This is a genomic window from Caballeronia sp. INML2 (assembly GCF_023631365.1).
Lineage (GTDB): Bacteria > Pseudomonadota > Gammaproteobacteria > Burkholderiales > Burkholderiaceae > Caballeronia > Caballeronia turbans.
On sequence record NZ_JALQDH010000081.1, the window covers coordinates 39,271 to 60,485 of the forward strand.

The 21,215-nt window shown below is 64.0% G+C and carries 21 protein-coding genes and 4 pseudogenes; 7 read left to right on the forward strand and 18 right to left on the reverse strand.

Features of this window, described 5'->3' with window-relative positions; all coding sequences use genetic code 11:
- Window positions 1-11 precede the first annotated feature (11 nt).
- Complete coding sequence (locus tag NCT32_RS28200) at window positions 12-275, reverse strand: hypothetical protein (protein ID WP_250490751.1); 264 nt, start codon at window positions 273-275, stop codon at window positions 12-14.
- Between the two features lie 206 nt (window positions 276-481).
- Between NCT32_RS28200 and NCT32_RS28205 the strand changes: the two genes are divergently transcribed.
- Entirely contained in the window at window positions 482-2,668 is a 2,187-nt protein-coding gene (locus tag NCT32_RS28205) for a hybrid sensor histidine kinase/response regulator (RefSeq protein ID WP_250490752.1), read from the forward strand.
- Window positions 2,669-2,681: 13 nt separating this feature from the next.
- Here the strand turns inward: NCT32_RS28205 and NCT32_RS28210 are convergent, their stop codons facing one another.
- Window positions 2,682-3,275: a nitroreductase family protein gene (locus tag NCT32_RS28210; RefSeq protein ID WP_061121198.1), complete on the reverse strand. Its 594-nt coding sequence runs from the start codon at window positions 3,273-3,275 to the stop codon at window positions 2,682-2,684.
- A 216-nt stretch (window positions 3,276-3,491) separates the two neighbouring features.
- Here NCT32_RS28210 and NCT32_RS28215 point away from each other — a divergent pair, with 216 nt between their 5' ends.
- Window positions 3,492-3,629 (forward strand): hypothetical protein, encoded by a 138-nt coding sequence (locus NCT32_RS28215; RefSeq protein ID WP_250490753.1) that lies wholly within the window; start codon window positions 3,492-3,494, stop codon window positions 3,627-3,629.
- A 26-nt stretch (window positions 3,630-3,655) separates the two neighbouring features.
- Entirely contained in the window at window positions 3,656-4,294 is a 639-nt protein-coding gene (locus NCT32_RS28220; RefSeq protein ID WP_250490754.1) for an NADPH-dependent FMN reductase, read from the forward strand.
- A gap of 48 nt (window positions 4,295-4,342) precedes the next feature.
- Here the strand turns inward: NCT32_RS28220 and NCT32_RS28225 are convergent, their stop codons facing one another.
- From NCT32_RS28225 to NCT32_RS28235, 3 genes and pseudogenes are all read right to left on the reverse strand, one after another.
- Window positions 4,343-4,567 carry a hypothetical protein gene (locus tag NCT32_RS28225; RefSeq protein ID WP_061121196.1) on the reverse strand — a complete coding sequence of 75 codons (225 nt, stop codon included), beginning with the start codon at window positions 4,565-4,567 and terminating at the stop codon, window positions 4,343-4,345.
- 173 nt (window positions 4,568-4,740) lie between these two features.
- A pseudogene (locus NCT32_RS28230) lies at window positions 4,741-5,489 on the reverse strand (DUF2278 family protein).
- 92 nt (window positions 5,490-5,581) lie between these two features.
- Complete coding sequence (locus tag NCT32_RS28235; RefSeq protein ID WP_250490755.1) at window positions 5,582-6,406, reverse strand: CHAD domain-containing protein; 825 nt, start codon at window positions 6,404-6,406, stop codon at window positions 5,582-5,584.
- 215 nt (window positions 6,407-6,621) lie between these two features.
- On the opposite strand from NCT32_RS28235, the gene NCT32_RS28240 reads away from it, so the two are divergent.
- A complete protein-coding gene (locus NCT32_RS28240) occupies window positions 6,622-6,993 on the forward strand; it encodes an NUDIX hydrolase (RefSeq protein WP_061121194.1) in 372 nt (123 codons plus the stop codon).
- A gap of 27 nt (window positions 6,994-7,020) precedes the next feature.
- Here the strand turns inward: NCT32_RS28240 and NCT32_RS28245 are convergent, their stop codons facing one another.
- From NCT32_RS28245 to NCT32_RS28260, 4 genes and pseudogenes are all read right to left on the reverse strand, one after another.
- Window positions 7,021-7,305, reverse strand: a complete 285-nt coding sequence (locus NCT32_RS28245) for a hypothetical protein (protein WP_250490768.1) — start codon at window positions 7,303-7,305, stop codon at window positions 7,021-7,023.
- A gap of 48 nt (window positions 7,306-7,353) precedes the next feature.
- Window positions 7,354-7,822 (reverse strand): annotated as a pseudogene (locus NCT32_RS28250) (MFS transporter); the annotation flags it as partial.
- A gap of 45 nt (window positions 7,823-7,867) precedes the next feature.
- A complete protein-coding gene (locus NCT32_RS28255) occupies window positions 7,868-8,233 on the reverse strand; it encodes a BON domain-containing protein (RefSeq protein ID WP_061121191.1) in 366 nt (121 codons plus the stop codon).
- 103 nt (window positions 8,234-8,336) lie between these two features.
- Complete coding sequence (locus tag NCT32_RS28260) at window positions 8,337-9,272, reverse strand: LysR family transcriptional regulator (RefSeq protein WP_250490756.1); 936 nt, start codon at window positions 9,270-9,272, stop codon at window positions 8,337-8,339.
- Between the two features lie 119 nt (window positions 9,273-9,391).
- Here NCT32_RS28260 and NCT32_RS28265 point away from each other — a divergent pair, with 119 nt between their 5' ends.
- A complete protein-coding gene (locus NCT32_RS28265) occupies window positions 9,392-10,249 on the forward strand; it encodes an oxidoreductase (RefSeq protein ID WP_250490757.1) in 858 nt (285 codons plus the stop codon).
- A gap of 68 nt (window positions 10,250-10,317) precedes the next feature.
- Here the strand turns inward: NCT32_RS28265 and NCT32_RS28270 are convergent, their stop codons facing one another.
- From NCT32_RS28270 to NCT32_RS28290, 5 genes are all read right to left on the reverse strand, one after another.
- Complete coding sequence (locus NCT32_RS28270; RefSeq protein ID WP_250490758.1) at window positions 10,318-10,602, reverse strand: alpha-hydroxy-acid oxidizing protein; 285 nt, start codon at window positions 10,600-10,602, stop codon at window positions 10,318-10,320.
- A gap of 174 nt (window positions 10,603-10,776) precedes the next feature.
- Window positions 10,777-11,610, reverse strand: coding sequence for a Rossmann-like and DUF2520 domain-containing protein (locus NCT32_RS28275; protein ID WP_250490759.1), 834 nt, complete (start codon window positions 11,608-11,610; stop codon window positions 10,777-10,779).
- 23 nt (window positions 11,611-11,633) lie between these two features.
- A complete protein-coding gene (locus NCT32_RS28280; protein WP_250490760.1) occupies window positions 11,634-13,082 on the reverse strand; it encodes an aldehyde dehydrogenase family protein in 1,449 nt (482 codons plus the stop codon).
- Between the two features lie 2 nt (window positions 13,083-13,084).
- Window positions 13,085-14,188, reverse strand: a complete 1,104-nt coding sequence (locus NCT32_RS28285) for a tartrate dehydrogenase (RefSeq protein ID WP_250490761.1) — start codon at window positions 14,186-14,188, stop codon at window positions 13,085-13,087.
- Between the two features lie 221 nt (window positions 14,189-14,409).
- Window positions 14,410-15,330 carry a LysR family transcriptional regulator gene (locus NCT32_RS28290; protein WP_061121185.1) on the reverse strand — a complete coding sequence of 307 codons (921 nt, stop codon included), beginning with the start codon at window positions 15,328-15,330 and terminating at the stop codon, window positions 14,410-14,412.
- Window positions 15,331-15,592: 262 nt separating this feature from the next.
- On the opposite strand from NCT32_RS28290, the gene NCT32_RS28295 reads away from it, so the two are divergent.
- Complete coding sequence (locus NCT32_RS28295; protein ID WP_250490762.1) at window positions 15,593-16,921, forward strand: MFS transporter; 1,329 nt, start codon at window positions 15,593-15,595, stop codon at window positions 16,919-16,921.
- 39 nt (window positions 16,922-16,960) lie between these two features.
- Complete coding sequence (locus NCT32_RS28300) at window positions 16,961-17,833, forward strand: NAD(P)-dependent oxidoreductase (protein WP_250490763.1); 873 nt, start codon at window positions 16,961-16,963, stop codon at window positions 17,831-17,833.
- 64 nt (window positions 17,834-17,897) lie between these two features.
- On the opposite strand, the pseudogene ilvD reads toward NCT32_RS28300, so the two are convergent.
- The 4 genes and pseudogenes from ilvD to sdhB all read right to left on the reverse strand — a co-directional run.
- Window positions 17,898-19,756, reverse strand: a pseudogene (gene ilvD, locus NCT32_RS28305) (dihydroxy-acid dehydratase).
- A 110-nt stretch (window positions 19,757-19,866) separates the two neighbouring features.
- Window positions 19,867-20,496 (reverse strand): TetR/AcrR family transcriptional regulator, encoded by a 630-nt coding sequence (locus tag NCT32_RS28310; protein ID WP_250490764.1) that lies wholly within the window; start codon window positions 20,494-20,496, stop codon window positions 19,867-19,869.
- A 1-nt stretch (window position 20,497) separates the two neighbouring features.
- Complete coding sequence (locus tag NCT32_RS28315; RefSeq protein ID WP_250490765.1) at window positions 20,498-20,920, reverse strand: ester cyclase; 423 nt, start codon at window positions 20,918-20,920, stop codon at window positions 20,498-20,500.
- Window positions 20,921-21,113: 193 nt separating this feature from the next.
- Window positions 21,114-21,215: pseudogene (gene sdhB / locus NCT32_RS28320) on the reverse strand (succinate dehydrogenase iron-sulfur subunit); the annotation flags it as partial.

Consider the following 21,215-nt stretch of genomic DNA (forward strand, 5'->3'; position numbering starts at 1 on the left):
TTACTCATGGACTATTCATCGACCTGATCGCCGAACAGGTCCGCGGTCGCGACGCGATCCTGCAGCGGCGGCAATGCGCCGCTTCTCACCTGTTCGAGGACGGCGGGCGGCAGCCAGGTCTCTTCCATGGCGCCGATGCCGTTCTCGATCATCTGCTGGAGGAAGAACGATTGCTTGCGCCCCGTTACTTCCGCCAAGAGTCGCAGCCGTTGCTCGAATTGTGGATCGACCCGCACTGCGACCACCTTCAGCTTGTTTTCGGCGGTCCTTCTCACTGCATGCTCCTGTTACGTTCGGTGCGCGCCGCAAGCCGGCGCGCGCATGCGTGCTTATACCACAGCGCAACTTCGGCCCGATCCGGCTTCGCCCGGCGCACGACCGTGCGCGGCGCTCGCGGACGTGCGTGCTACCATCGAAAAGGGCATCCTGCATCCGTCCGACGACGTCCGCGCCGGCGCTCGCGCACGTCTCACACAGCGTCATGAACGAATCAGAAGACCACCCCGGACTCGGCACGGCAGAGGTCTTGCCTTCGCTTCCTCCGCTCGACTTTCGCGCGGCGCGCAGGCGGCTCTTCGCTGCGCTCGTCGCGTCGATCGTCATCCCGCTCGCGTTTTTCTGTCTGTACGGTTACTACACGTATGAACGCGCGCTCAGCGAAACGGGCCAGTCGCTCGAACGGCTGGCGCGCGTCATCGACGAAAAAGCGAACACCGTTTTGAGCATCAACCGCGAGCTGATTTCACGCATCGAAGACATGCTCGGCAGTGGCGACGAGGACTTCATCGCACGCAGCGAGTCCGAACTGCACGACAAGCTCGCCCGTCTCGCACAGAGCCACGCGCAGATCGCCGCGCTGTCCGTGCTCGACAGTCGCGGCAGGCTCGTTCTCAGCAGCCGCCTTTTTCCGGCGCCCAATGTGTCCATCGGCGATCGCGCCGATTTCATCGCAACGCGCGACTCGCGCGCGACGTTCTATGTCTCCATGCCCGAGCGCGGGCGCGTGAAGAACACCGACATCATCGATACGCTGAGCGCGCGATTTGCGAAGGACGGGCGCTTTCTCGGCGAGATCTCGATCGCGGTGCGGCGCGATTATCTGATCGGCTTCTATCGCGAGCTCGCCACGAGCGATTCCGCGCTCACGCTCGCGCTGCATCGCGCCGACGGCGCCGTGCTCGCGCGTTATCCGCCGCCGTCCGTGCGGAATCCCCCCGATCGTCATCTCGTGCTCGCCGACGCATTCGCGCAAGGCAAGCCCACGGGCCTCATGCGTTACCTGTCGCCGCTCGACAACGACGAGAAGCTCGCCGCCTGGCGGCGCGTCGGCGACTTTCCGGTCTATGCCGCCGCGGGCTTCGCCATCCGCGACATACGCCTCGCATGGTGGCGGCGAGATGTATCGATTGCGTCGATCGCGCTGATACCGTGCATTGCGCTGTGGCTGCTGATCGGCTTTTCGCTGCGCCGCCTGAAGGCCGAAGAAGCGGCGTGGCACAACTGGCGCGGCGAGCTCTCGCTGCGCCGCTCGGCCATCGCCGCGACGCGCCGTTTGCAGCGCATGGGCGCGCTCGGCAATCTGGTCGCGAGCGTCGCGCACGATTTCAATAACCTGTTGATGGTCGTCACGGCCAACATGGAGATGGCGCGGCGCAAGGGCTTCAATGGCCTCGAGAAAGAAGTCACCGCGGTCGAGCGCGCAGCGACCAATGCGCAGTCGCTCGCGCGCCGACTGCTGAGCGTCGCGCGCCGTCAGCCGTTGCAGATGCAGGTCATACGGCTCGACCGATGGATGGCGGAACTGGAGCCGCTCGTGCGCGCGTCGGTGGGCGACAAGGTGACGTTCGGCACGCGCGCGCCGGATACGACGTGGCCCGTGCGCGTCGATGCGACGGAGCTGACATCGGCGCTCATCAACATCGCCGTGAACGCGAAAGACGCGATGCCCAATGGCGGCGAGTTCCGGATCGATTGCAGCAACGTGCGCTACGCGGACACGCACGACGGCCTCGGCGCGGGCGAATATGTCGTGATCTCGTGCAGGGACAGCGGCATCGGCATGCGGCCCGATGTCGCGAGGCAGGCGTTCGAGCCGCTTTTCACGACCAAGGGCGCAGGCGCCGGCACGGGGCTCGGCCTCGCGCAAGTGCTGGCGATGACGGAGCAGGCGGGCGGCACCGCGCGCGTGAACTCGGCATGGGGCTTCGGGACGACCATCGACATCTATCTGCCGCACTGGACCGGAGAAGCCGAAGCGCTTGCGGACGCGCCGCACGTCGAGGCGATCGAACACACTGCGCTTTCGTCGACCGTGCTCCTCGTGGAAGACAACGAGGAAGTCGCGGCGGGCCTGTGCGCAGTGCTCGATGTGCTCGGCTGGCAGGCGCGCCACGCAGCTTCGGGCGATGCCGCGAAGCAGATGCTCGAAGCGGGCAACGCGTTCGATCTCGTGCTCTCGGACATCCAGATGCCCGGCAACTATGACGGCATCAGGCTCGCGGAATGGATCAAGGCGACGCGCCCGACGCAGCCGGTCACGCTGATGACGGGCTACGCCGATCAACTCGACGAGGCGCGCCGCACGGGCTTTGCGATCCTCGCGAAGCCTTTCAACATCGACGATCTGCAACGGCTGCTGAACGGTCTATCGATGCGTGTGACAAAGTAATTCCGATAGCCGATCAACGCGGATCGCGCCACCCGCCGAATTGCGCGATATCTTCGAGCGACAGGCGCGCACGCGGCGCGCGCTCACGCTCGGCCAGCGACGCAGGCAGCGCGCGGGCGTCGCCGTGATGCGCAACGGAAATCACGGAGAGCGGCGTGAATCGCTCCGGAATCGCGAACGCCTCTTTGAGGCCGCTTGCATCGAATCCGCCCATCGCGTGGGCGGCGAGTCCTTGCGCGTGCGCCTGGAGCAGCAGCGCCATCGCGGCGGCGCCCGCATCGTAGGCTGCGCTCACGTTGACTTCGCCCTTCGCATTCAGTGTGTCCGCGAGCACCGCGATCAACACTTGCGCATTCGCATTCCATGACTGATTGAACGGCACGAGCAATGCGAATGCGCGCGCGAAGGCGTCGGGATCGTGCGCCTTCTCGAACACGACAAAGCGCCAGGGCTGCACGTTATAAGCCGACGGCGCCCAGCGCGCCGCTTCCAGCAACGCGACCACCTGCGCATGCGCGACCGCGCGATCCGCATAAGCGCGCGGGCTCCATCGTCCCGCGATGAGCGGATGAATGGCGATATCGGTCGGAGCAGGTCGATGTGTCATGAATGATTCGGATGAACATGAAGTCTTGCAACGCGAAATCATATGCGCGATGGTCCCGGGCACAAACCAATTTACCTTGCTAAGCAAATGAATGGGCTTTGCACATACACAGCTATTCAAAGCATCGATTCATTCAAAAGCATCGCTGAAATGATCGGTTCGTCACGAATGCACGCGCGGCGAAGATAGGCTTCTTTTCTTCGCACGAAGTGCTTCATGTCCACGACTCACACGCTCGACACTTCGGCGCGCTCGAAAGTGCCCATCGACGAACTCGCGCTCGACCGTCACCGGCGCAACATCCGCGCCATTGCCTCGCACCGCGCGGCGTTACCGAACGGCACATTCTTCTGACAGCCCATTTTCACGGAGTATCGATCTTGTCTCGATTCAATTCATCGCGCGGTCCACGGGTGGTCGGCATCGGCGGCACGACGCGGCCTCAATCATCGACCGAACGGGCACTCGCGTTCGCATTGCGCGGTGCGCAGGAGAGCGGCGCGAGCGTGCAACTCTTCGGCGGCGCGTTTTTACACAGCCTGCCGCACTACGCACCGGAATCGCGCGAACTCACCGATGAGCAACACGAACTCATCGAGGCCGTGCGCGCGGCGGATGCGCTCATCATCGCGACGCCCGGCTATCACGGCGGCATCTCGGGCCTCGTCAAGAATGCGCTCGATACGCTGGAGGAGCTACGGCTCGACGAGCGCCCCTATCTCGACGGACGCGCGGTCGGCAGTATCGTCACGGCGTATGGATGGCAGGCGGCGGGCACGGTGCTCACGTCGCTGCGCTCGATCGTGCACGCGTTGCGCGGCTGGCCGACGCCTTTCGGCGCAACGATCAACACGCTGGAGACGCGTTTCGAATCCGCGGATACTTGCTCCGATCCGAAGGTCGTCGAGCAACTCCGCACCGTGGGGCGGCAGGCGTCGGGCTTCGCGCTGGCGTTCGGCGCGGCGCGTGCGGACGACTACCATGAAGTGGACCGACGCGTCGCGCTCGTGCCGCATTGACTTGCGGATGACGAAGCTGCGCATGGCGCGCAGCTTTTCCGCTTCGTTTCAGTGCAGCGGCGGCTCGCCGGGCAGCTGAAACGCATCGACGGTATAGCCCATGTTGAAATAGCCCGCGCGTGCATAAGCGGAAATGTGCTCGAGCTGTTCCGCGCGCGTAGTTTCGCTGACGGCGTGCGCCTCGTGTGCCGCCCCTTCTTTCGTGAAGTGCTTACGCACGCGCCCGGCCGGCGCCGACAGCGCCTGCCAATATTGAGTCAGGAAGTGCGGCATGGTACGCCTCCTCGAATGCACGGATGACTCGACTCTAGGCTGTCAAAAACGTTTGGACAAACAAGGGTTTCTGCAATGCATAGCAGGCGGCACCTGTTTGGCGCGTTGAGGCGGCTTTCCGCATGGGACGAAGACGGCGCCGGTAGCCTGGGCCCGCGAAGCGCTTCATGCAATCACTTCGTGCCATCCAATATCGGATGAGACTGCCCCGGTATCGGACGGCCGCGATTATCGGTCGGCACGAGCTGCGTCTGAAACGCGACGAAAAGCGCCTGGAACTTGCCGTCCACTTCGACCATCACCGCGCCGTCCTGAAACACGCCGTTCTCGTTCGAGTGGTCCTTGACCGGGCTGCCCTTGCCCCGCTTCGGGTTGCCCTGATTCATGTGTGTTTCGTGCAAGCCGTCTTTCCCCGGTTCGAACAGAAAGCCGAAGCCGTAGACGGTGACGTCTTTCGCGGGTTTCCATCCGAGGCGATCGTCGCTATAAGCGGGCGTCTTGTAGACATAGTCGACGCCGTCGGCCGACATGTCGAGTTGCAGCATCTCGTTGAGAAGCGCATTGATATCGTTGTGCTCGTCTTTGGTATCGAGCGGGATCGGACGCATCGCGCCGAGATCCAGGAGACGCGTGTCATGCACATAATCGAGCTTCGGGAAGTTCGACGTGGCGACACCGGCAGGCAGCCGGACGAGATCGGCGGTCATCGGGTGATCGAAGTATTGATTCCAGAGATACAGCACGAGATAGCCCGCCGGCCCCGTCAGTGAGCTGTCCGATTTCACATTGGTGACGATATTGAACGGCTTGCCATTCGTATCTTCGCCGACGATCACATAGTGCGGATCGCCCTTGTAATTCCGGAGATAGGGCACGCGAGCGTGACCGTGCCCTTGAAAAGAACGTATTCGTTGCGCGCCATGATGCTGCTCCGTGAAGTGAGCGATCATTTGATGCGGCCAGTGTGACATCTTTGCGATCGACAGGCGACCCGCGCCCGCGACGGCGCCGCCGTCAGCGTATCGCCTTTCTCGCGGGCTTGAAGCGATGCTTCTGCTCGCTTTTGAGTGCCCGTATCGCCGGCTTGGTATCGACGTCATCGGGAAACGCGCCTTCCGAGCCGGAAAGCAGACCGCGACTCGCGACCACGTCGTTCAACGCGCCGAAACGCTTTTGCAGCCGCTTAAGGCTCTTCACACTGTCACGCATGCCGGGCGAGACATCCCCGAAAAATTCGAGCAGATAGCGCACCTTCTTTCCGGCCTTGCGCACTTCGTGATAAGCGGCATAGTCGGATCGCTTCGCGCGCAGCGCCCGCTTGATGCGCTTTTTCAACTGACCGCGCGCCGCGCCGATCCGCTTCTTTGCAAACCGTTCGACCGGCACGCGACTATGCCCCGTGTTGAGCTGCTGATTCGCCTCCTTCACGCCCGTCAGCAACACATGCTTTACGTCCGCGTTCGCAGTCGTTTCGATGCTGGTCGCGAGCACCGCCGCACGACGCGCCTTCACGGAGTCGTCGAGCCCTTCCACATGGAGTTCGTCCAGCAGCTTCAGCAAAATATCCCAGTCGCGCGCCCTGCCCGCCGACGTCGCCAGATACTTGAGCAACGCGCGCTGATGCGTGTCGAATTCGTCTTCCAGCAAGGGGCTGTAAGCCCAGAACAATGTGCGAAGCCGTCGCAACGCGACGCGCAGCTTGTGCAGCACCTCGGGGTCCGCGTTCCCGTCGAGCGTGGACGCATGCCGCAGCGCCTCTTCGACCAACGGCGATGCCAGTTCACCGAATTTAGATTCTGCTGTTTCGCTCCTCGCGCGCGCGCTGCCATTCGAAGCCATGATCGTTTCCCGTTACGCAGTACCATCCCCATGCAACATGCATACCCGCCGCCGCGCTTGCCCCAAAACAAGGCACGAAAAGCGGAACATGTCTTGCTGGATTCGCAATACGGGAAATGCCGCTGTCAAGGAACGCTCCACAACAAAAAAGCTGTTGGGTACACTTGGACGCGCCTGCAGATTCAAACGAACAGAATCACATATTCGGAGCCAGCTTGAGGAAGCGAGCCACGGTCATCTGTCGAAAGGGCAACCGGATTTTGCTGGTTGCGCGACGTCGCACCAAATGGGCGCTGCCCGGCGGCATGCTCAAACGGGGCGAGGATTTGCCGGATGCCGCACTGCGCGAACTCAAGGAGGAAACGCGTCTTGCGGGCAAATCGGCTAAATTTCTGTTCCAGCATCGCGGAAGGCAGAAGCATCATCACGTCTTTTTCTGCGATGTGCCGAAACGCGCGAAGCCGCGCGCGAGCAATGAAATCTCGCGGTGCCGCTGGGTCCACGTTTCGGAAATTCAGCGGCTCGCCACCAGTGCGCCGACCAAAATGATCGTCAAAGCGCTCGGTGACGAAAGGCGAAAACGCTGACCGTGCAAGGCTCACGGCGACCAGGCATCAAACGCCCTGCTGTTTCGCATCGCCGTACACGACTCGCACCGCGGGCACGAACCACGCGAGACACAAGCCGACGAACGCCGCCATCGCGGCCACGACAAGCCCGACGTGAATCGACGCGACGAGCGCCATGCGCGCCGAGTGCATCATCGCGTCGCCCGGCTGGCCTGCAGCTACAAGCCGTTCGATCAGCGCTGACTCTTCCGCACGGTCGATCAGCAAATCGGGGCTCGCGAACGATTTGAGCCACTGCGTCGCCTGATACGAATCCAGCGGACGATGCACGTTTCGTAGAAATGCCCGAGCAGCGCGCCCGTGATCGCGGTGCCGAGCGCCGAATGTCGACGTGACGAGCACGAGCCAGCGCAAAAACGCAGCTTCGGATCGGGAAAGAGATCGGCGACGGCGGCGAATACCGTGCCGAGCAGGATACCGCCGCCGATGCCCTGCACACCGCGTGCAATGACGGGAAACAGCATGCTGCGCGCGGATCCGCATAACACGGACGCCAGCGTGAGCAGCACGATGGCCGCGAGCAAAAGAGCTTGCGCCCGTAGAGGTCACCGAGCCGCCCGAAAATCGGAATCGTGATGACGGAGGCGAGCATGTACGAGGTCGCGACCCACGCGTACAGATCGGAGCCCTTCCGCTCGGCGATGATGCGCGGCATTGCGGTGCCGACGATGGTCTGATCGAGCGCGACCAGCATCGTGACGAAGGCGATGCCGAGCATCGCGAGCAGCGATTCGCGAAACGGCAGGCGCTGGCGCTCCGGCTCGTGAACGTCAGCGAACGAGTTCATGACACGCGCGAGCACACGCGTTTCGTCGTGCTCGCGTGCGAGCGCCTACTGCCCGCCTTCCTGAATCGTCAGAACATTCTTCACGGACGTGACGCCGCTCACGCCCTTCGCGATCGAAGCGGCCTTGTCGATCTGCTCCGCATCCGCGGCATGTCCGGCGAGCGTGATTGCGCCGTTCTTCGCGATCACGTTGATGCCGTTCAATTCGACGCCGCCTTTCTGCAGCGCCTGGGACACCTTCTTGCTGAGCGCCCGATTGGCCTTGCGGGCCGCGGATTTCGAGGTTCCGGCGCTCGCCGACGGCGTAGCGGACTGAGTCGAGGCCGCATCGCTGGTCTGTGACCACACGTTGACGGAGAAGGCAATCGCTGATGCAACGGCGGCAAATCTGAGCGCATTGATCGTTTTCATCGCTTGGCTCCAGGTTGGCTTGATTGGCTTGAAGGGCTTGGGTGAAACGAAGGCACGATGAATTCTAGTCGCGGGTTCGCGAGATCGCAGGGATTCGGGCCGTTCATTTCGCATACGCGCGCAATTCGGCGGGCGACAGGAAGAAATCGCCGTTGTCCGCGAGCTTTTCGATCATGAAGTCAATGAACGTTCGCACGCGCAACGGTTGCTCCGTCCGATGCCGGTAGTAGATATAAATCGATTCGCGCTGTGTCAGATGCCGCGTGAGCAAGGGCACGAGCCGCCCTTCGCGGATATGCGTCACCGCCGAAAAACTCCCGAGCTGGCCGATCGCGACACCGGCGAGCACCGCGTCGGTTTCCGCATCGATATCGTTCGCGCAAAGCGCCGCCGCGACCTCGCGGTAGACGATTTCATCGCCGATCATGAATTCCCACGGCGCCTGCTTGCCGGTGTTCGCACGCCGATAACCGGTGCAACGATGCGAGGATAGATCGTCGACGGTACGCGGCGTGCCATATCGTTCGATATACGCGGGCGACGCGCACACGATCAGCTGGATCGGCACGAGCCGCCGTGCAATCGCGCCGCCTGAGGGCGGCGAGCCGCCACGCAATCCGACATCGGCGCGTTCTTCCACGAGATCGGTGAAATGGTCGTCGAAACGCACGTCGAGTCCGACTTCCGGATAAAGCCGCGCGAACGCCAGCACCGACGGCCACAACGCGCGCGCGAGCGCTTTCGGCGCGCTGATGCGCAACGGACCGGCGATGACTTCCTTCGCGCTCCTCGCATCCGCAATGGCCGATGTGAGCATTGCGAGCGCCGGCTCGACACTTTGCAGGAGCCGCTGCCCTTCCTCGGTCAGCGAGAGCTTGCGCGTCGTGCGATGAAACAGGCGCACGCCCAGCGACTTTTCGAGCTGCATCACCGCGTGACTCGCGGCTTGCGGCGAAATCCCCTGATCAATGGCCGCACGCCGCAAATTGCCGAGCGTGGCGGCGCGCACGAAGATCGAAATCGCGCGGACCTCGTTCATGAAGCGCCTCGATTCGCAAATTCAGGTTGATTATCAGTCTAGCGTTCGACGGCTAGTTCGTGCGAATCGGACGTCCTATGCTTCGTTTCACCTTCACCACCGGCACAACGGAGCACATCATGAGCAACGCCATTCAACAGCAATACAAGCGGGTCTGGTTCGTCACGGGCGCGTCGCGCGGCCTCGGCGCGCTGATCGCCCGCGCGGCGCTCGACGACGGCAACGCGGTCGTCGCCGCGGGCCGCAATGTCGAAGCGATCGTCGAGCGTCTCGGCGAATCGCCCGCCCTGCTGCCGGTCGCGCTCGACGTCACGAGCGAAGCGCAGGCCAAGGCGGCCGTCGAAGCCGCCGTCGCGAAGTTCGGCCGTATCGATGTGCTGATCAACAATGCGGGCTTCGGGCTGCTCGCGGCCGTCGAAGAATCGAGCGATGCCGATGTGCGCCGCATGTACGACACCAACGTCTTCGGCCTGCTCAACGTGACGCGCGCCGTGCTGCCCGTCATGCGCAAGCAGCGCGGCGGGCATGTCATGAACATGTCGTCGATCGGCGGTTATCGCGCGGCAGCGGGCTTCGGCGTCTATAGCTCGACGAAGTTCGCCGTCGAAGGCATCACCGAAGCGTTGCATGCGGAGTTGAAGCCGCTCGGCATTCACGCGACCGTCGTCGAGCCGGGCTACTTTCGCACGGACTTTCTGGATGCGTCGTCGCTTCTCGTCGGCAAGGAAATCATCGACGACTACGATGCGACTTCGGGCAACGTGCGGCGCTTCGCTGCCGGCATGAATCACAATCAGCCGGGCGATCCCGAGAAGCTCGCGACCGCGCTCGTCACGCTCGCCGATGCGCAAACACCGCCGCTGCGTCTCGCGCTCGGCACCGACACGCTGAAGGCTATAGCGGAAAAGAACGCGTATGTCGCGGCGGAAACGGAAAGCTGGAAGGCGCTGTCAAGCTCGACGGACTTCGCGGTTTAAGCGGTTTCGGGCGAAAGAGCGGTGTCTCTGAAGGAACGACGAGCCCAATCCTTCTGGCGACGTCGCGTCTATGTTTCGAAGGCAACGGGACGTGACGAAGCGATCACATCGCCCGCGCGGATCGCATCGACGCTCGGCGTGCCGCACAGCGTCATCGCGCGTTTTGCTTCATCGAGCAGGATGTCGATGGCGCAGAGCGCGCCTTGGTCGCCGCCGATGGCCGCGCCGAACAGCACGGGACGCGCGATCGCCGCCGCCTGCGCGCCGAGCGCCACCGCCTTTACGATATCGACGCCGCGCCGGATGCCCGAATCGATGAGCAATTCCGTGCCCGGCCCGAGCGCGCGACGCACCGCATGCAGCGATTCGAGGCTCGAGCGCGCGGCGTTCGAACGCCGCGCGATTCGCCGCGAGCGTGATCTCGTCTTCCGCGCCGCCGTCGATGAACTCGAACACGAAGCGCGGCAGCGTGCGGCGCGCGAGTTCGCGCAGATCGGCGCTCGACAGCGCGCTGTCGAGCGTAAGCCTTATGCCTCGCGCACTTTGCCCGTTTGCGCGAGCCGCATCGCGAGCGTCGAGAGCGCGTCATACGCGTCCCGCGATACCGCGTCCCACGCGCCGATAGCCTGCGACTGCGCTTCGACGACCGCGCGATCGCCGCGCGCGGCCGGGCCCGTCAACGCATCCTTCGGCCCGAGCGCGACGATGTTCGCGGCCGCATTGCGCGACAGCGTATGCATCATGTCCTCGATGAGCGGCTGCGGAATGCCCGCCGCCTGCCACATCTCGACGGACATCGCCGCGAGTATCGGCAGAAAGTTCGACGCGACGACCGCCGCCGCGTGATAGAGCGCCTTGCTGCCCGGCTCGATATCGAAACAGCGCGCGCCGATGGCCGCGAGAATCTCGCTCCATGCGGCACGCGCGGCCCGGTCGCCTTCGAGACCGCACGGCGTGCCTTCGAACTGAAACACGGCCGTGCCGGGATTGGCGAAGCTCAGCATCGGATGCGCGCTCGCGACATTCCAGCCGAGCGCGCGCAAGGGCGCGAGCGTGTCCGTGTCGAGCGCGCCGCTGCAATGCACCGCAATCGACGGCCCGTCGTCCCTGCGATGCCCCGCGAGCGATTGCGCCACTTCCGCGATGCGCATGTCGGGCACCGACAGCAGCCAGATATCGGCGGGGTGCATCGCGGCGATGTCGTCGAGCGCGCGGCCCGCGCCGATGAAATCGACCGCGTCACGCGCATGCGCGATATCGCTGTCGCATACGTCGCCGATATCGAGCACGCGGTTCGCGACGATCAGATTGCCGAGCGTCGCGCCGACGCGCCCCGCGCCGATGATGTTGAGAGTCGCCATGATGATGTGAGGCCGCGCGAGACTCAGCCGTGCCTGATCGCGATGGTCTTCAGACTCGTGAAACCATAGAGCGCCTCGAAGCCCTTCTCGCGTCCGTGGCCGCTCGCCTTCACGCCGCCGAACGGCAACTCGACGCCGCCGCCCGCGCCGTAGTTGTTCACGAAGACCTGCCCCGCCTGCAGCTTGCGCGCGAGACGCAAGCCACGCGAGCCGTCGCGCGTCCACACGCCCGCGACGAGGCCGTAATGCGTCCCGTTGGCGAGCTTCACGGCTTCGGCTTCATCGTCGAAGGGCATCGCCGCGAGCACCGGCCCGAAAACTTCTTCTTGCGCGAGGCGGCTTTGCGGCGGCACGTCGCGGAACAGGACCGCCTCCTGGAAAAAGCCGTTGCGCGACGCCTCCACGACGATCCTGCCGCGCGCCGCCACGCGAATGCCTTCGGCCTCTGCCTGCTCGACCATGCTGCGCACGCGCGCCTGCTGCTTGGCGTTGACGAGCGGGCCCATGTCGAGGTCCATCGCGGGCGGGCCGGAGCGCAGCCCTTCGAAACGCTGCGTCAGACGTTCGATCACCGTCTCGTAGATGCCGCGCTGAACCAGCAGGCGGCTGCCCGCCGAGCACGTCTGCCCGGCGTTCTGGATGATCGCGTTGAGAATCACGGGCAAGGCTTCGTCGAGATCGGCATCGTCGAACAGGAGTTGCGGCGACTTGCCGCCGAGTTCGAGCACGCTCGGGCAATGACGCTCCGCCGCCGTGCGTCCGACCAGCGCGCCCGTCGCGCTCGAGCCGGTGAACGAAATATGGCCGATGCCGCCGTTCGCCGACAACGCCGCGCCCGCTTCGCTGCCCAGACCCGTGACGACGTTGATCGCGCCCGCCGGAAAGCCGATGTCGGCGGCGATTTCGGCGAGACGCAGGATCGACAGGCTGGCGTCTTCCGCCGGCTTGATCACGCACGCGTTGCCCGCCGCGAGCGATGCGCCGACGCTGCGGCCATAGATCTGCATCGGGTAATTCCACGGGATGATGTGCCCCGTCACGCCGATCGGCTCGCGCACCGTCAGCACCGTGAAGCCCGTCGTATAGGGCAGCGTCTCGCCATGCAGCTTGTCGACGCAGCCGGCGTAGTACTGCAGATAGCGCGCGAGCACGGCCGCGTCGGTGCGCGCGGTCTTGAGCGCCTTGCCGGTGTCGCGCGCTTCGAGCCGCGCGAGTTCGTCGGCGTTCTCCAGCACCGCCGCTGCATACGCGAACAGCAGATTCGCGCGCTCGACCGGCGAGCGCTTCGCCCACGGACCGTCGAGCGCCTCGCCCATTGCGTCGCGTGCGGCGGCGACAGCGCGGTCGACATCGGCGGCATTGCCGCGCGCGATCGCCGCGAACGGCTCGCCCGTGCTGGGGTCGATGACATCGAGCGATTCGCCGTTGTCGCCCGCGCGCCATGCGTTGCCGATGAAGTGACGATATTCCATGCTTACTCCGTGATCAGTGCGTGTTCGGTGACGGCTGCGGCGATCGCCGTGCCGACTTCGATGGTGTTCGCCGCGCCGCCCATGTCCGGCGTGCGCGGACCGCTTTCGAGCACGGTTTCGATGGCCGAGACGATGGTCTTCGCCGCCGCTTCATAGCGCGCCTCGCCACGGCCGAGATGCTGCAGCATCAGCGCCGCCGACCAGATTTGCCCGATCGGATTGGCGATGCCCTTGCCCGCGATATCCGGCGCGGAGCCGTGCACCGGCTCGAAGAGCGACGGAAAGCGCCGCTCCGGATTCAGGTTGGCCGAAGGCGCGATGCCGATGGTGCCGGTGCACGCAGGCCCGAGGTCCGAAAGAATGTCGCCGAAGAGATTGGACGCGACGACCACATCGAAACGATCGGGATGCTGCACGAAATGCGCGCACAGAATGTCGATATGAAACTTGCGCGTCTCGATGTCCGGATAGCGCTTCGCCGCTTCCGCGAGGCGCTCGTCCCAGTACGGCATCGTGATAGAGATGCCGTTCGATTTGGTCGCGGCGGTCAGCTGCTTTTTCGGGCGGCTTTGGGCGAGCTGAAAGGCGAAGTCGAGAATGCGATCGACGCCCGTGCGCGTAAACACCGCCTGCTGCGTCGCGAACTCGCGGTCGGTGCCTTCGAACATGCGTCCGCCGACCGACGAATACTCGCCTTCGGTGTTCTCGCGCACGACCAGAAAGTCGATGTCGCCGGGCTTGCGGTGCGCGAGCGGCGACGGCACGCCTGGCATGAGTCGCACCGGGCGCAGGTTCACGTACTGATCGAAGTCGCGGCGAATCCTGATGATCGATTCCCACACGGCCGTGTGGTCCGGCACGACATCGGGCGTGCCGACCGCGCCGAAGAAGATGGCGTCGTGCTTGCCGATCTGCCTCGCCCAGTCGGCGGGCATCATCGTGCCGTGCTGCACGTAGTGTTCGGTGCACCACGACGCGAATTCGTCGAAGTCGAGCGCGATGTCATAGCGCGCCGCGACCGCCTTCAGCACGCGCAAGCCTTCGACCATGACTTCCTTGCCGATGCCGTCGCCCGGAATGACGGCGATGTGATGCGTTGTTGCCATTGCGCTATGTCTCCTCGATTTCGACGCGGACATGCCCGGCGTGCGCACGAGAGGAGACCTTGCACATGGCAAGAGCCTAGTTGTCTCCTTCGTCTCTGTCGCCCTCGGAACGCGTGCGTGTCCGGGCATCGGACTATTCAGATGAGCAATCTAGCGGACCCCCTCACGCGGCGGAAGTGCGAATCCGCAAACGGGAGTCTTCGAATATCCGCAAGGGGGCTTTAGCCGGCCGGACGTTCGCCGCCCGGCGCAACCAGCGATGCGGGCGCGAACGCGCTCAGGAAATCGAACAGCTTGCGCGCGGGCAAAGGCGCGGCGCCGGCGCGAATCCCGACCGACATCACGCGCTCGGCCCAGGGATTCGTCAGGCGGATGAAGCGCAGATGCATCGGCTCGCGAAAGAGCCGCACCGCGCCTTCGGGCAGCACGCCGACGCCCTGCCCCGCCGCGATGAGCCGGCACATCGCCTCGAAGCTTTGCACCTGCACGCGAAAGCGGATCGTGCGGCCCGCGAGCGCGGCTTCCTTGACGAGCATTCGCGTGACTTCGGCCTTGTCGTCGAGGCCGACGATATCGTGTTCGAGCAGCGCCGCGAAGTCGATCTGCTCGCCCTGCAAAACATGGTCTTCCGGCACGACGACGCTGATGCGGTCCGCGCAGTACGGCGCGAGGCGAATGCCCTCCATGCCGACCTGCGAAGTCACCACGCCGACATCCGCGCGCCCTTCACGCAACGCCTGAAGAATGTCCATGCTGCGCAATTCGCTGATATGCAGCTTGATGTCCTGATACCGCTGCGAGAACGCGCGCAGATGATCGGGCAAGTCCTGGCTGATCGCCGAGATATTGGCGAACACGCGCACGCGGCCGACGGAGCCTTTGGTGTAGTCGGACAGCTCGCTGTAGATCGCATCGGTCTTGAGCAGCAGCTCGGTGGCATGACGCGCGAGCGCTTCGCCCGCGGGCGTGGGCTCGACACCCGCCGACGTGCGGTTCAGCAACCCGACGCGGAAGTGATGTTCGAGCAGCGCAATACGCCGGCTCGCCGTCGACAGCGACATATGCGATTGCTGCGCCGCCTTCGACAGGCTGCCCAATTCGACTGCGCGCAGAAAAAGAGCCAGCGACGTGAGATCGAACAAACCGGACGCTCCTTAAAGTCTTGCCGCGCAGTATGGCATCCGGGCGCGATCGGCGCGTCGTGGCCGGATACAGGAAAACCCTGACCGATGCGCACGCCCGTGTCGCGAAGGGCGTGTTCGAACTATTCGAAAGCCCGCTTCAGCGATTTCGCATATCACCGGCGCTCGGCAGCCGCTACATTTCCCCTGTTCCGCCGCGTCTTCCGTCCACGAATCCGGGCGGCGCAGGACGGAGCTTAAAAAAACATACATGGAGACAGACGTGGAAATCGATGCGACCAACATGCCGCCCGGCGCGGCATCGCCCGCCCCGTCACACGACGCGGCCACGGCGGACCGGATCTTCCGCCGCCTGGCTCTGCAAATCCTGCCGATTCTGATGTTCGCGTACATCACGTCGTACATCGATCGCGTGAACGTGAGTTTCGCGAAATTGCAGATGGCGCAGCAGCTCGGCTTCTCCGATGCCGTGTTCGGCTTCGGCGCAGGCATCTTCTTTCTTGGCTATGTGATTTTCGAAGTGCCGAGCAACATGATCCTGCAACGCGTGGGCGCGCGCAGATGGATCACGCGCATCATCCTGTCGTGGGGCGTCGTGTCGGGGCTGACGGCCTTCGTCGCCACGCCGATGCAGTTCTACGTGATGCGCTGCCTGCTCGGCGTCGCGGAGGCCGGCTTCATTCCGGCGATCGTCTTTTATATCGGCCAGTCGTTTCCGCGTAACCGCCGCGCGCGCATCCTCAGCATGTTCTATGCGGCGCTCGCGCTCGCGGGTCTCATCGGCTCGCCGTTGACGGGCTTCATCATGCAGTACTTCGACGGCCTCATGCAGTTGCCCGGCTGGAAGTGGATCTTCATCGTCGAAGCCTTGCCCGCGTTTCTCGCGGCGGTCTACACATGGAAGGGACTCGACGACGACGTCACGAAAAGCCCGCGCTACAGCGAGGCCGATCGCGCCTTCCTCTCGCGCGTGCTCGCCGAGGATCGCGCGGTGACGGCGGAATCGAACCACAAGGGCCTCTTCTCGAGCTGGCTCGTGTGGGCGTTTTGCCTGATCTATTTTCTCGATGTATTCGGCATCTATGGCTACACCTTCTGGGCGCCGACGATGATCAAGTCGATGGGCATCTCCGGCGACTTCGCGATCGGCGCGCTCGCGGCGTTGCCGAACGCGGTTGCCGTCGTCGTGATGTTGACCTTCGGCCGCAGCGCGGACAGGCGCGGCGAGCGGCGCATGCATGTCGCGGCATTGCTTCTGATGGGCGCGGTCGGCTTGTCGCTGTCCGTGCTCTGGCATGACAATTTGTGGCTCGGCATGATCGCGCTGTGCATCGCCAACGCGGGACTGCTGTCGTTTCCGCCGCTCTTCTGGAGCATGCCCACGGCCGTGCTCGGGCAGGCCGCGGCGGCGGTCGGCATCGCATGGATCAGCGCGTTCGGCAATCTCGGCGGCTTCTTCGGCCCGTATGTGGTCGGCTTCCTGAAGCAGGCTTCGGGCGGCATGACATTGCCGATTTTCTCGATGGTAGGCTGCCTCGTACTCGGCATCGTTCTGACGATGCTGCTGCCGAAGCGGCTCGTGAACCGCTGAGCTTTTTTCCACAAACACGACAAGACGAAGAGAGGCAGGATGAAGCAGCGAATCGGCATGATCGGTATCGGCCTGATGGGGCACGGCATCGCGCGCAATGTGATGAAGCATGGCTATCCGCTTACGGTGGTCGAGCATCCCGGCAATCAGCCACTCGACGAACTGCGCGCGGGCGGCGTGAAGACCGTCGCGAACGGCGAGGCGCTCGCGCGCGAATCGGACATCGTCATTCTCTGCGTGACAGGATCGCCTGAAGTCGAAGCGGTGTTGACCGCGCCCGATGGCGTGCTCGCGGGATTGCAGCCGGGAACGATCGTGATCGACTGCTCGACGGCCGTACCCGCATCGACGGCGCGCATGGCATCGCTCGTGAAGGAAGCGGGCGGTCTGTTCGTCGATGCGCCGATGACGCGCACCGCGAAGGAAGCGCATGAAGGGCGCCTGAATCTGCTGGTCGGCGCCGAGGCGGAATTGTTCGCGCGTATCGAGCCGCTGTTGCGTACGTATGCGGAGAACGTGACGCTCGTCGGCGGCCTCGGCGCGGGGCACAGCATGAAGCTGCTGCACAACTTCGTATCGCTCGGGACGATCGCGCTGATTTCCGAAGCGGCGGCCTGCGCGAAGCGCGCGGGTGTCGATGCGCAAACCTTCGTCGATGTCCTCGCGAAAGGCGGTGGCGGCGGCGCGGCATTGGAGCGGCTGCGTCCGTCGCTCGTGGAAGACGATCCGTCGGGCATGCCGTTTCACATGTCCAATGCGCTCAAGGATCTCGGCTACTACGTGACGATGGCCGGGGACACGAACGCGGTCGATGCGATCGCCACTGCTGTTCGCGCGACGTATGCGGACGCGGTCGAGCAAGGCGGCGCGCATCGGACGTTGCTGGAGTTGCCGAAGCTGCTGGGCGCCTGATTGCGACGACGCGAAAAAAAGCCGCTCCGAAGAGCGGCTTTCGCAACTTGCGGGTGGCGCCGCTTCAGTCGTCGAGCAAGGACAAATCCCGCACCGCGCCCTTGTCCGCCGACATCACCAGCTTCGCATACGCCTTCAGCGCCGCCGACACCTTGCGCGGACGCTGCTTCGCGGGCTTCCAGCCTTTCGCGTTCTGTTCCTCGCGACGGCGCGCGAGTTCATCGTCCGAAAGCAGCACGTCGATCGTGCGATTGGGAATGTCGATGCGGATCTTGTCGCCGTCGCGCACGAGACCGATCGCGCCGCCTGCCGCCGCTTCGGGCGAGCAATGGCCGATCGAAAGCCCCGACGTGCCGCCCGAGAAGCGGCCGTCCGTCAGGAGCGCGCATGCCTTGCCGAGACCTTTCGACTTGATGTAGCTCGTCGGGTAGAGCATTTCCTGCATGCCCGGGCCGCCCTTCGGACCTTCATAACGGACGATGACGACATCGCCGGCCTTGACCTTGTCGTTCAGGATGTTCTCCACGGCTTCATCCTGCGACTCGGTGACATGCGCCGTGCCTTCGAACACGAGAATGCTTTCATCGACGCCCGCGGTCTTCACGACGCAGCCGTCGAGCGCGATATTGCCTCTCAGCACGGCGAGGCCGCCTTCCTTCGAGAACGCATGTTCGTAAGAACGGATGCAGCCTTCGGCGCGATCGGTGTCGAGACTCGGCCAGCGCGTGTTCTGCTGAACGCCACTTGCGTCGGAACGCCGGCGGGGCCTGCCATGTAGAAGGTTTTGACCGCTTCGTCCTCGGTGCGCTTGACGTCCCACTGGTCGAGCGCGTCTTTCAGCGTGGGCGCATGCACGGTCGGCACGTCGGTGTGCAATTTGCTCGCGCGATCGAGTTCACCCAGGATCGCCATGATGCCGCCCGCGCGATGCACGTCTTCGATGTGGTACTTGTTCGTGTTGGGCGCGACCTTGCACAGTTGCGGCACGGTGCGCGACAGGCGGTCGATGTCCGCCATCGTGAAGTCGATCTCGGCTTCGCGCGCAATGGCCAGCAAGTGCAGGATGGTGTTGGTCGACCCGCCCATCGCGATATCGAGCGTCATCGCGTTTTCGAAGGCCTTGAAGCCGACCGAGCGCGGCAGCACGCGCGCTTCCTCCTGCTCGTAGTAACGGCGCGCCAGTTCGACGATACCGCGTCCCGCGCGCTTGAAAAGCTGCTCGCGGTCGGCGTGCGTCGCGACCACGGTGCCGTTGCCGGGCAGCGAGAGGCCGAGCGCTTCGGTGAGGCAGTTCATCGAGTTGGCCGTGAACATGCCCGAGCACGAACCGCACGTCGGGCATGCGGACCGTTCGACTTCGGCGACTTCGGCGTCGGAGTACGACGAGTCGGCGGCGATCACCATGGCATCGACGAGATCGAGCTTCTTCAGCTCGATGGCCTTCGTCTTCGGATTCGCGAGGCGCGTCTTGCCTGCTTCCATAGGCCCGCCGGACACGAAGATCACGGGAATGTTCAGGCGCATGGCGGCCATCAGCATGCCCGGGGTGATCTTGTCGCAGTTCGAGATGCAGACCATGGCATCGGCGCAATGCGCGTTGACCATGTATTCCACCGAATCGGCGATGATGTCGCGGCTCGGCAGCGAATACAGCATGCCGTCATGACCCATCGCGATACCGTCATCGACGGCAATGGTGTTGAACTCCTTCGCCACGCCGCCCGCGGCCTCGATCTCGCGCGCGACGAGTTGCCCGAGGTCTTTCAGATGCACGTGCCCCGGCACGAACTGGGTGAACGAGTTGACGACGGCGATGATCGGCTTCGAGAAATCTTCGTCTTTCATGCCGGTGGCGCGCCACAACGAGCGCGCGCCCGCCATGTTGCGGCCGGCGGTGGAGGTTTTGGAACGGTATGTGGGCATCGTGGTTGCTGGTGGAATATCGCGGGATGAAAGCGGGCCACGAGGGTAAAGGCCCTTGCGCGCAGGGGTCGGCGACCTTTTGGGTCGGGCGGGCGCGAATTTTGGGATTATCACATACCTGCTTCGTTCGTTTTGCTTCGCCTCGCCGCGTCCACCAACGCGCGAATCGCCCAGCGTTTCACCTTGCGCGTGCGTGCGTCGTCGAGTTGCAGCACATCCTTGCAGACCAGCATCGCCTCGGTGCCGATCACGAGCGCGAGGGCCTGAGTCAATGTGTCGAGCGCCGCGGCCTTGAACTGATCGTGCGCGGGCTCCAGCGCCGCCTCGATCAACGGCGTGCGGCGATTCTGCCGCAGCGGCACTTCCTCTGCGGCATCGCCCTTCGCCGCGCGCTCGAGCGAATGCGCGAGCATCATGCGCAGCGGCACTTCGTTGGCGAGAATCATGTCGTGCAGTGCGGCATCGACACGCAGCAGTCGCGCGACCGGATCAGCCGATGCGCGCGCAGTAAAGAGCGTGTCCGCATCCGGCGTGTCGACATCGAGCGATGCTTCCAGCATGAGCGCATCGACCCTCGGGAAATGCCGATACGCCGTCGCGCGCGAGACCATTGCCTCAGCGGCAACCTCCTCCAGACTCGGCCTGAGCCCTTGCTTCGTCAGCCGCGATGCCGCGTTCAGCAAATCCTTGCGCGTGCGCTGCTTCTGATTGCCGCGCGTCCTCGTTACCGGATCTGCCATATCAAGCCTGCGGCAACTGGCCGATGATCGCCGCGAGATCGACCCACACGTTCTCGCGCCTGATCTGCCCGCTTTCGCTGAACTCGACGACATGCAACATGCGGAATTCGAGCGGGCGCCCACGGCCTTCGAGCCCGAACGGTCTGCCGGGCGCCTTGCCGCGCCACAGCGATTCGTCGATGACGAAGCCATCGCCATAAAGGCGGCGCAGACACTCGACCCGGCTCTCCGAGAGATCGGCGAACAACGTTTCATAGAACGGCCGCGCGCCTTCGCGTCCATGCGCCGGACCCGCGGGCCAGCCGACGACATCGTGCTCGACATCTTCCGTGAGCGTCGCGAGCACGCCTTCGACATCGTCGCGTCGTTCGAAGCCGAAATGCTCGTCGATCTTCCGATCCATCTCCACAGGGGTCAGCGTCATGATTGCCTCCTTGCGTGCGCCATTTCTTCCGATTCATTCTAGTGAGACAAGAGTCTCATTACAAGATCGAAATGTCGTCTGTTGGTCTTGCTGGTTAGCTATGCAATCACTTCACTGCGCGGCAAATTCTCGCGTATAAAAAAATGGCGCAGCCTCTTTCGAGGCTGCGCCATCTCTTCATTCGCTCTGGATATCAGACAGCGCGGCGCACCATCAACTCCTTGATCTTGCCGATCGCCTTGGTCGGATTGAGCCCCTTGGGGCACACGTCGACGCAATTCATGATCGTATGGCA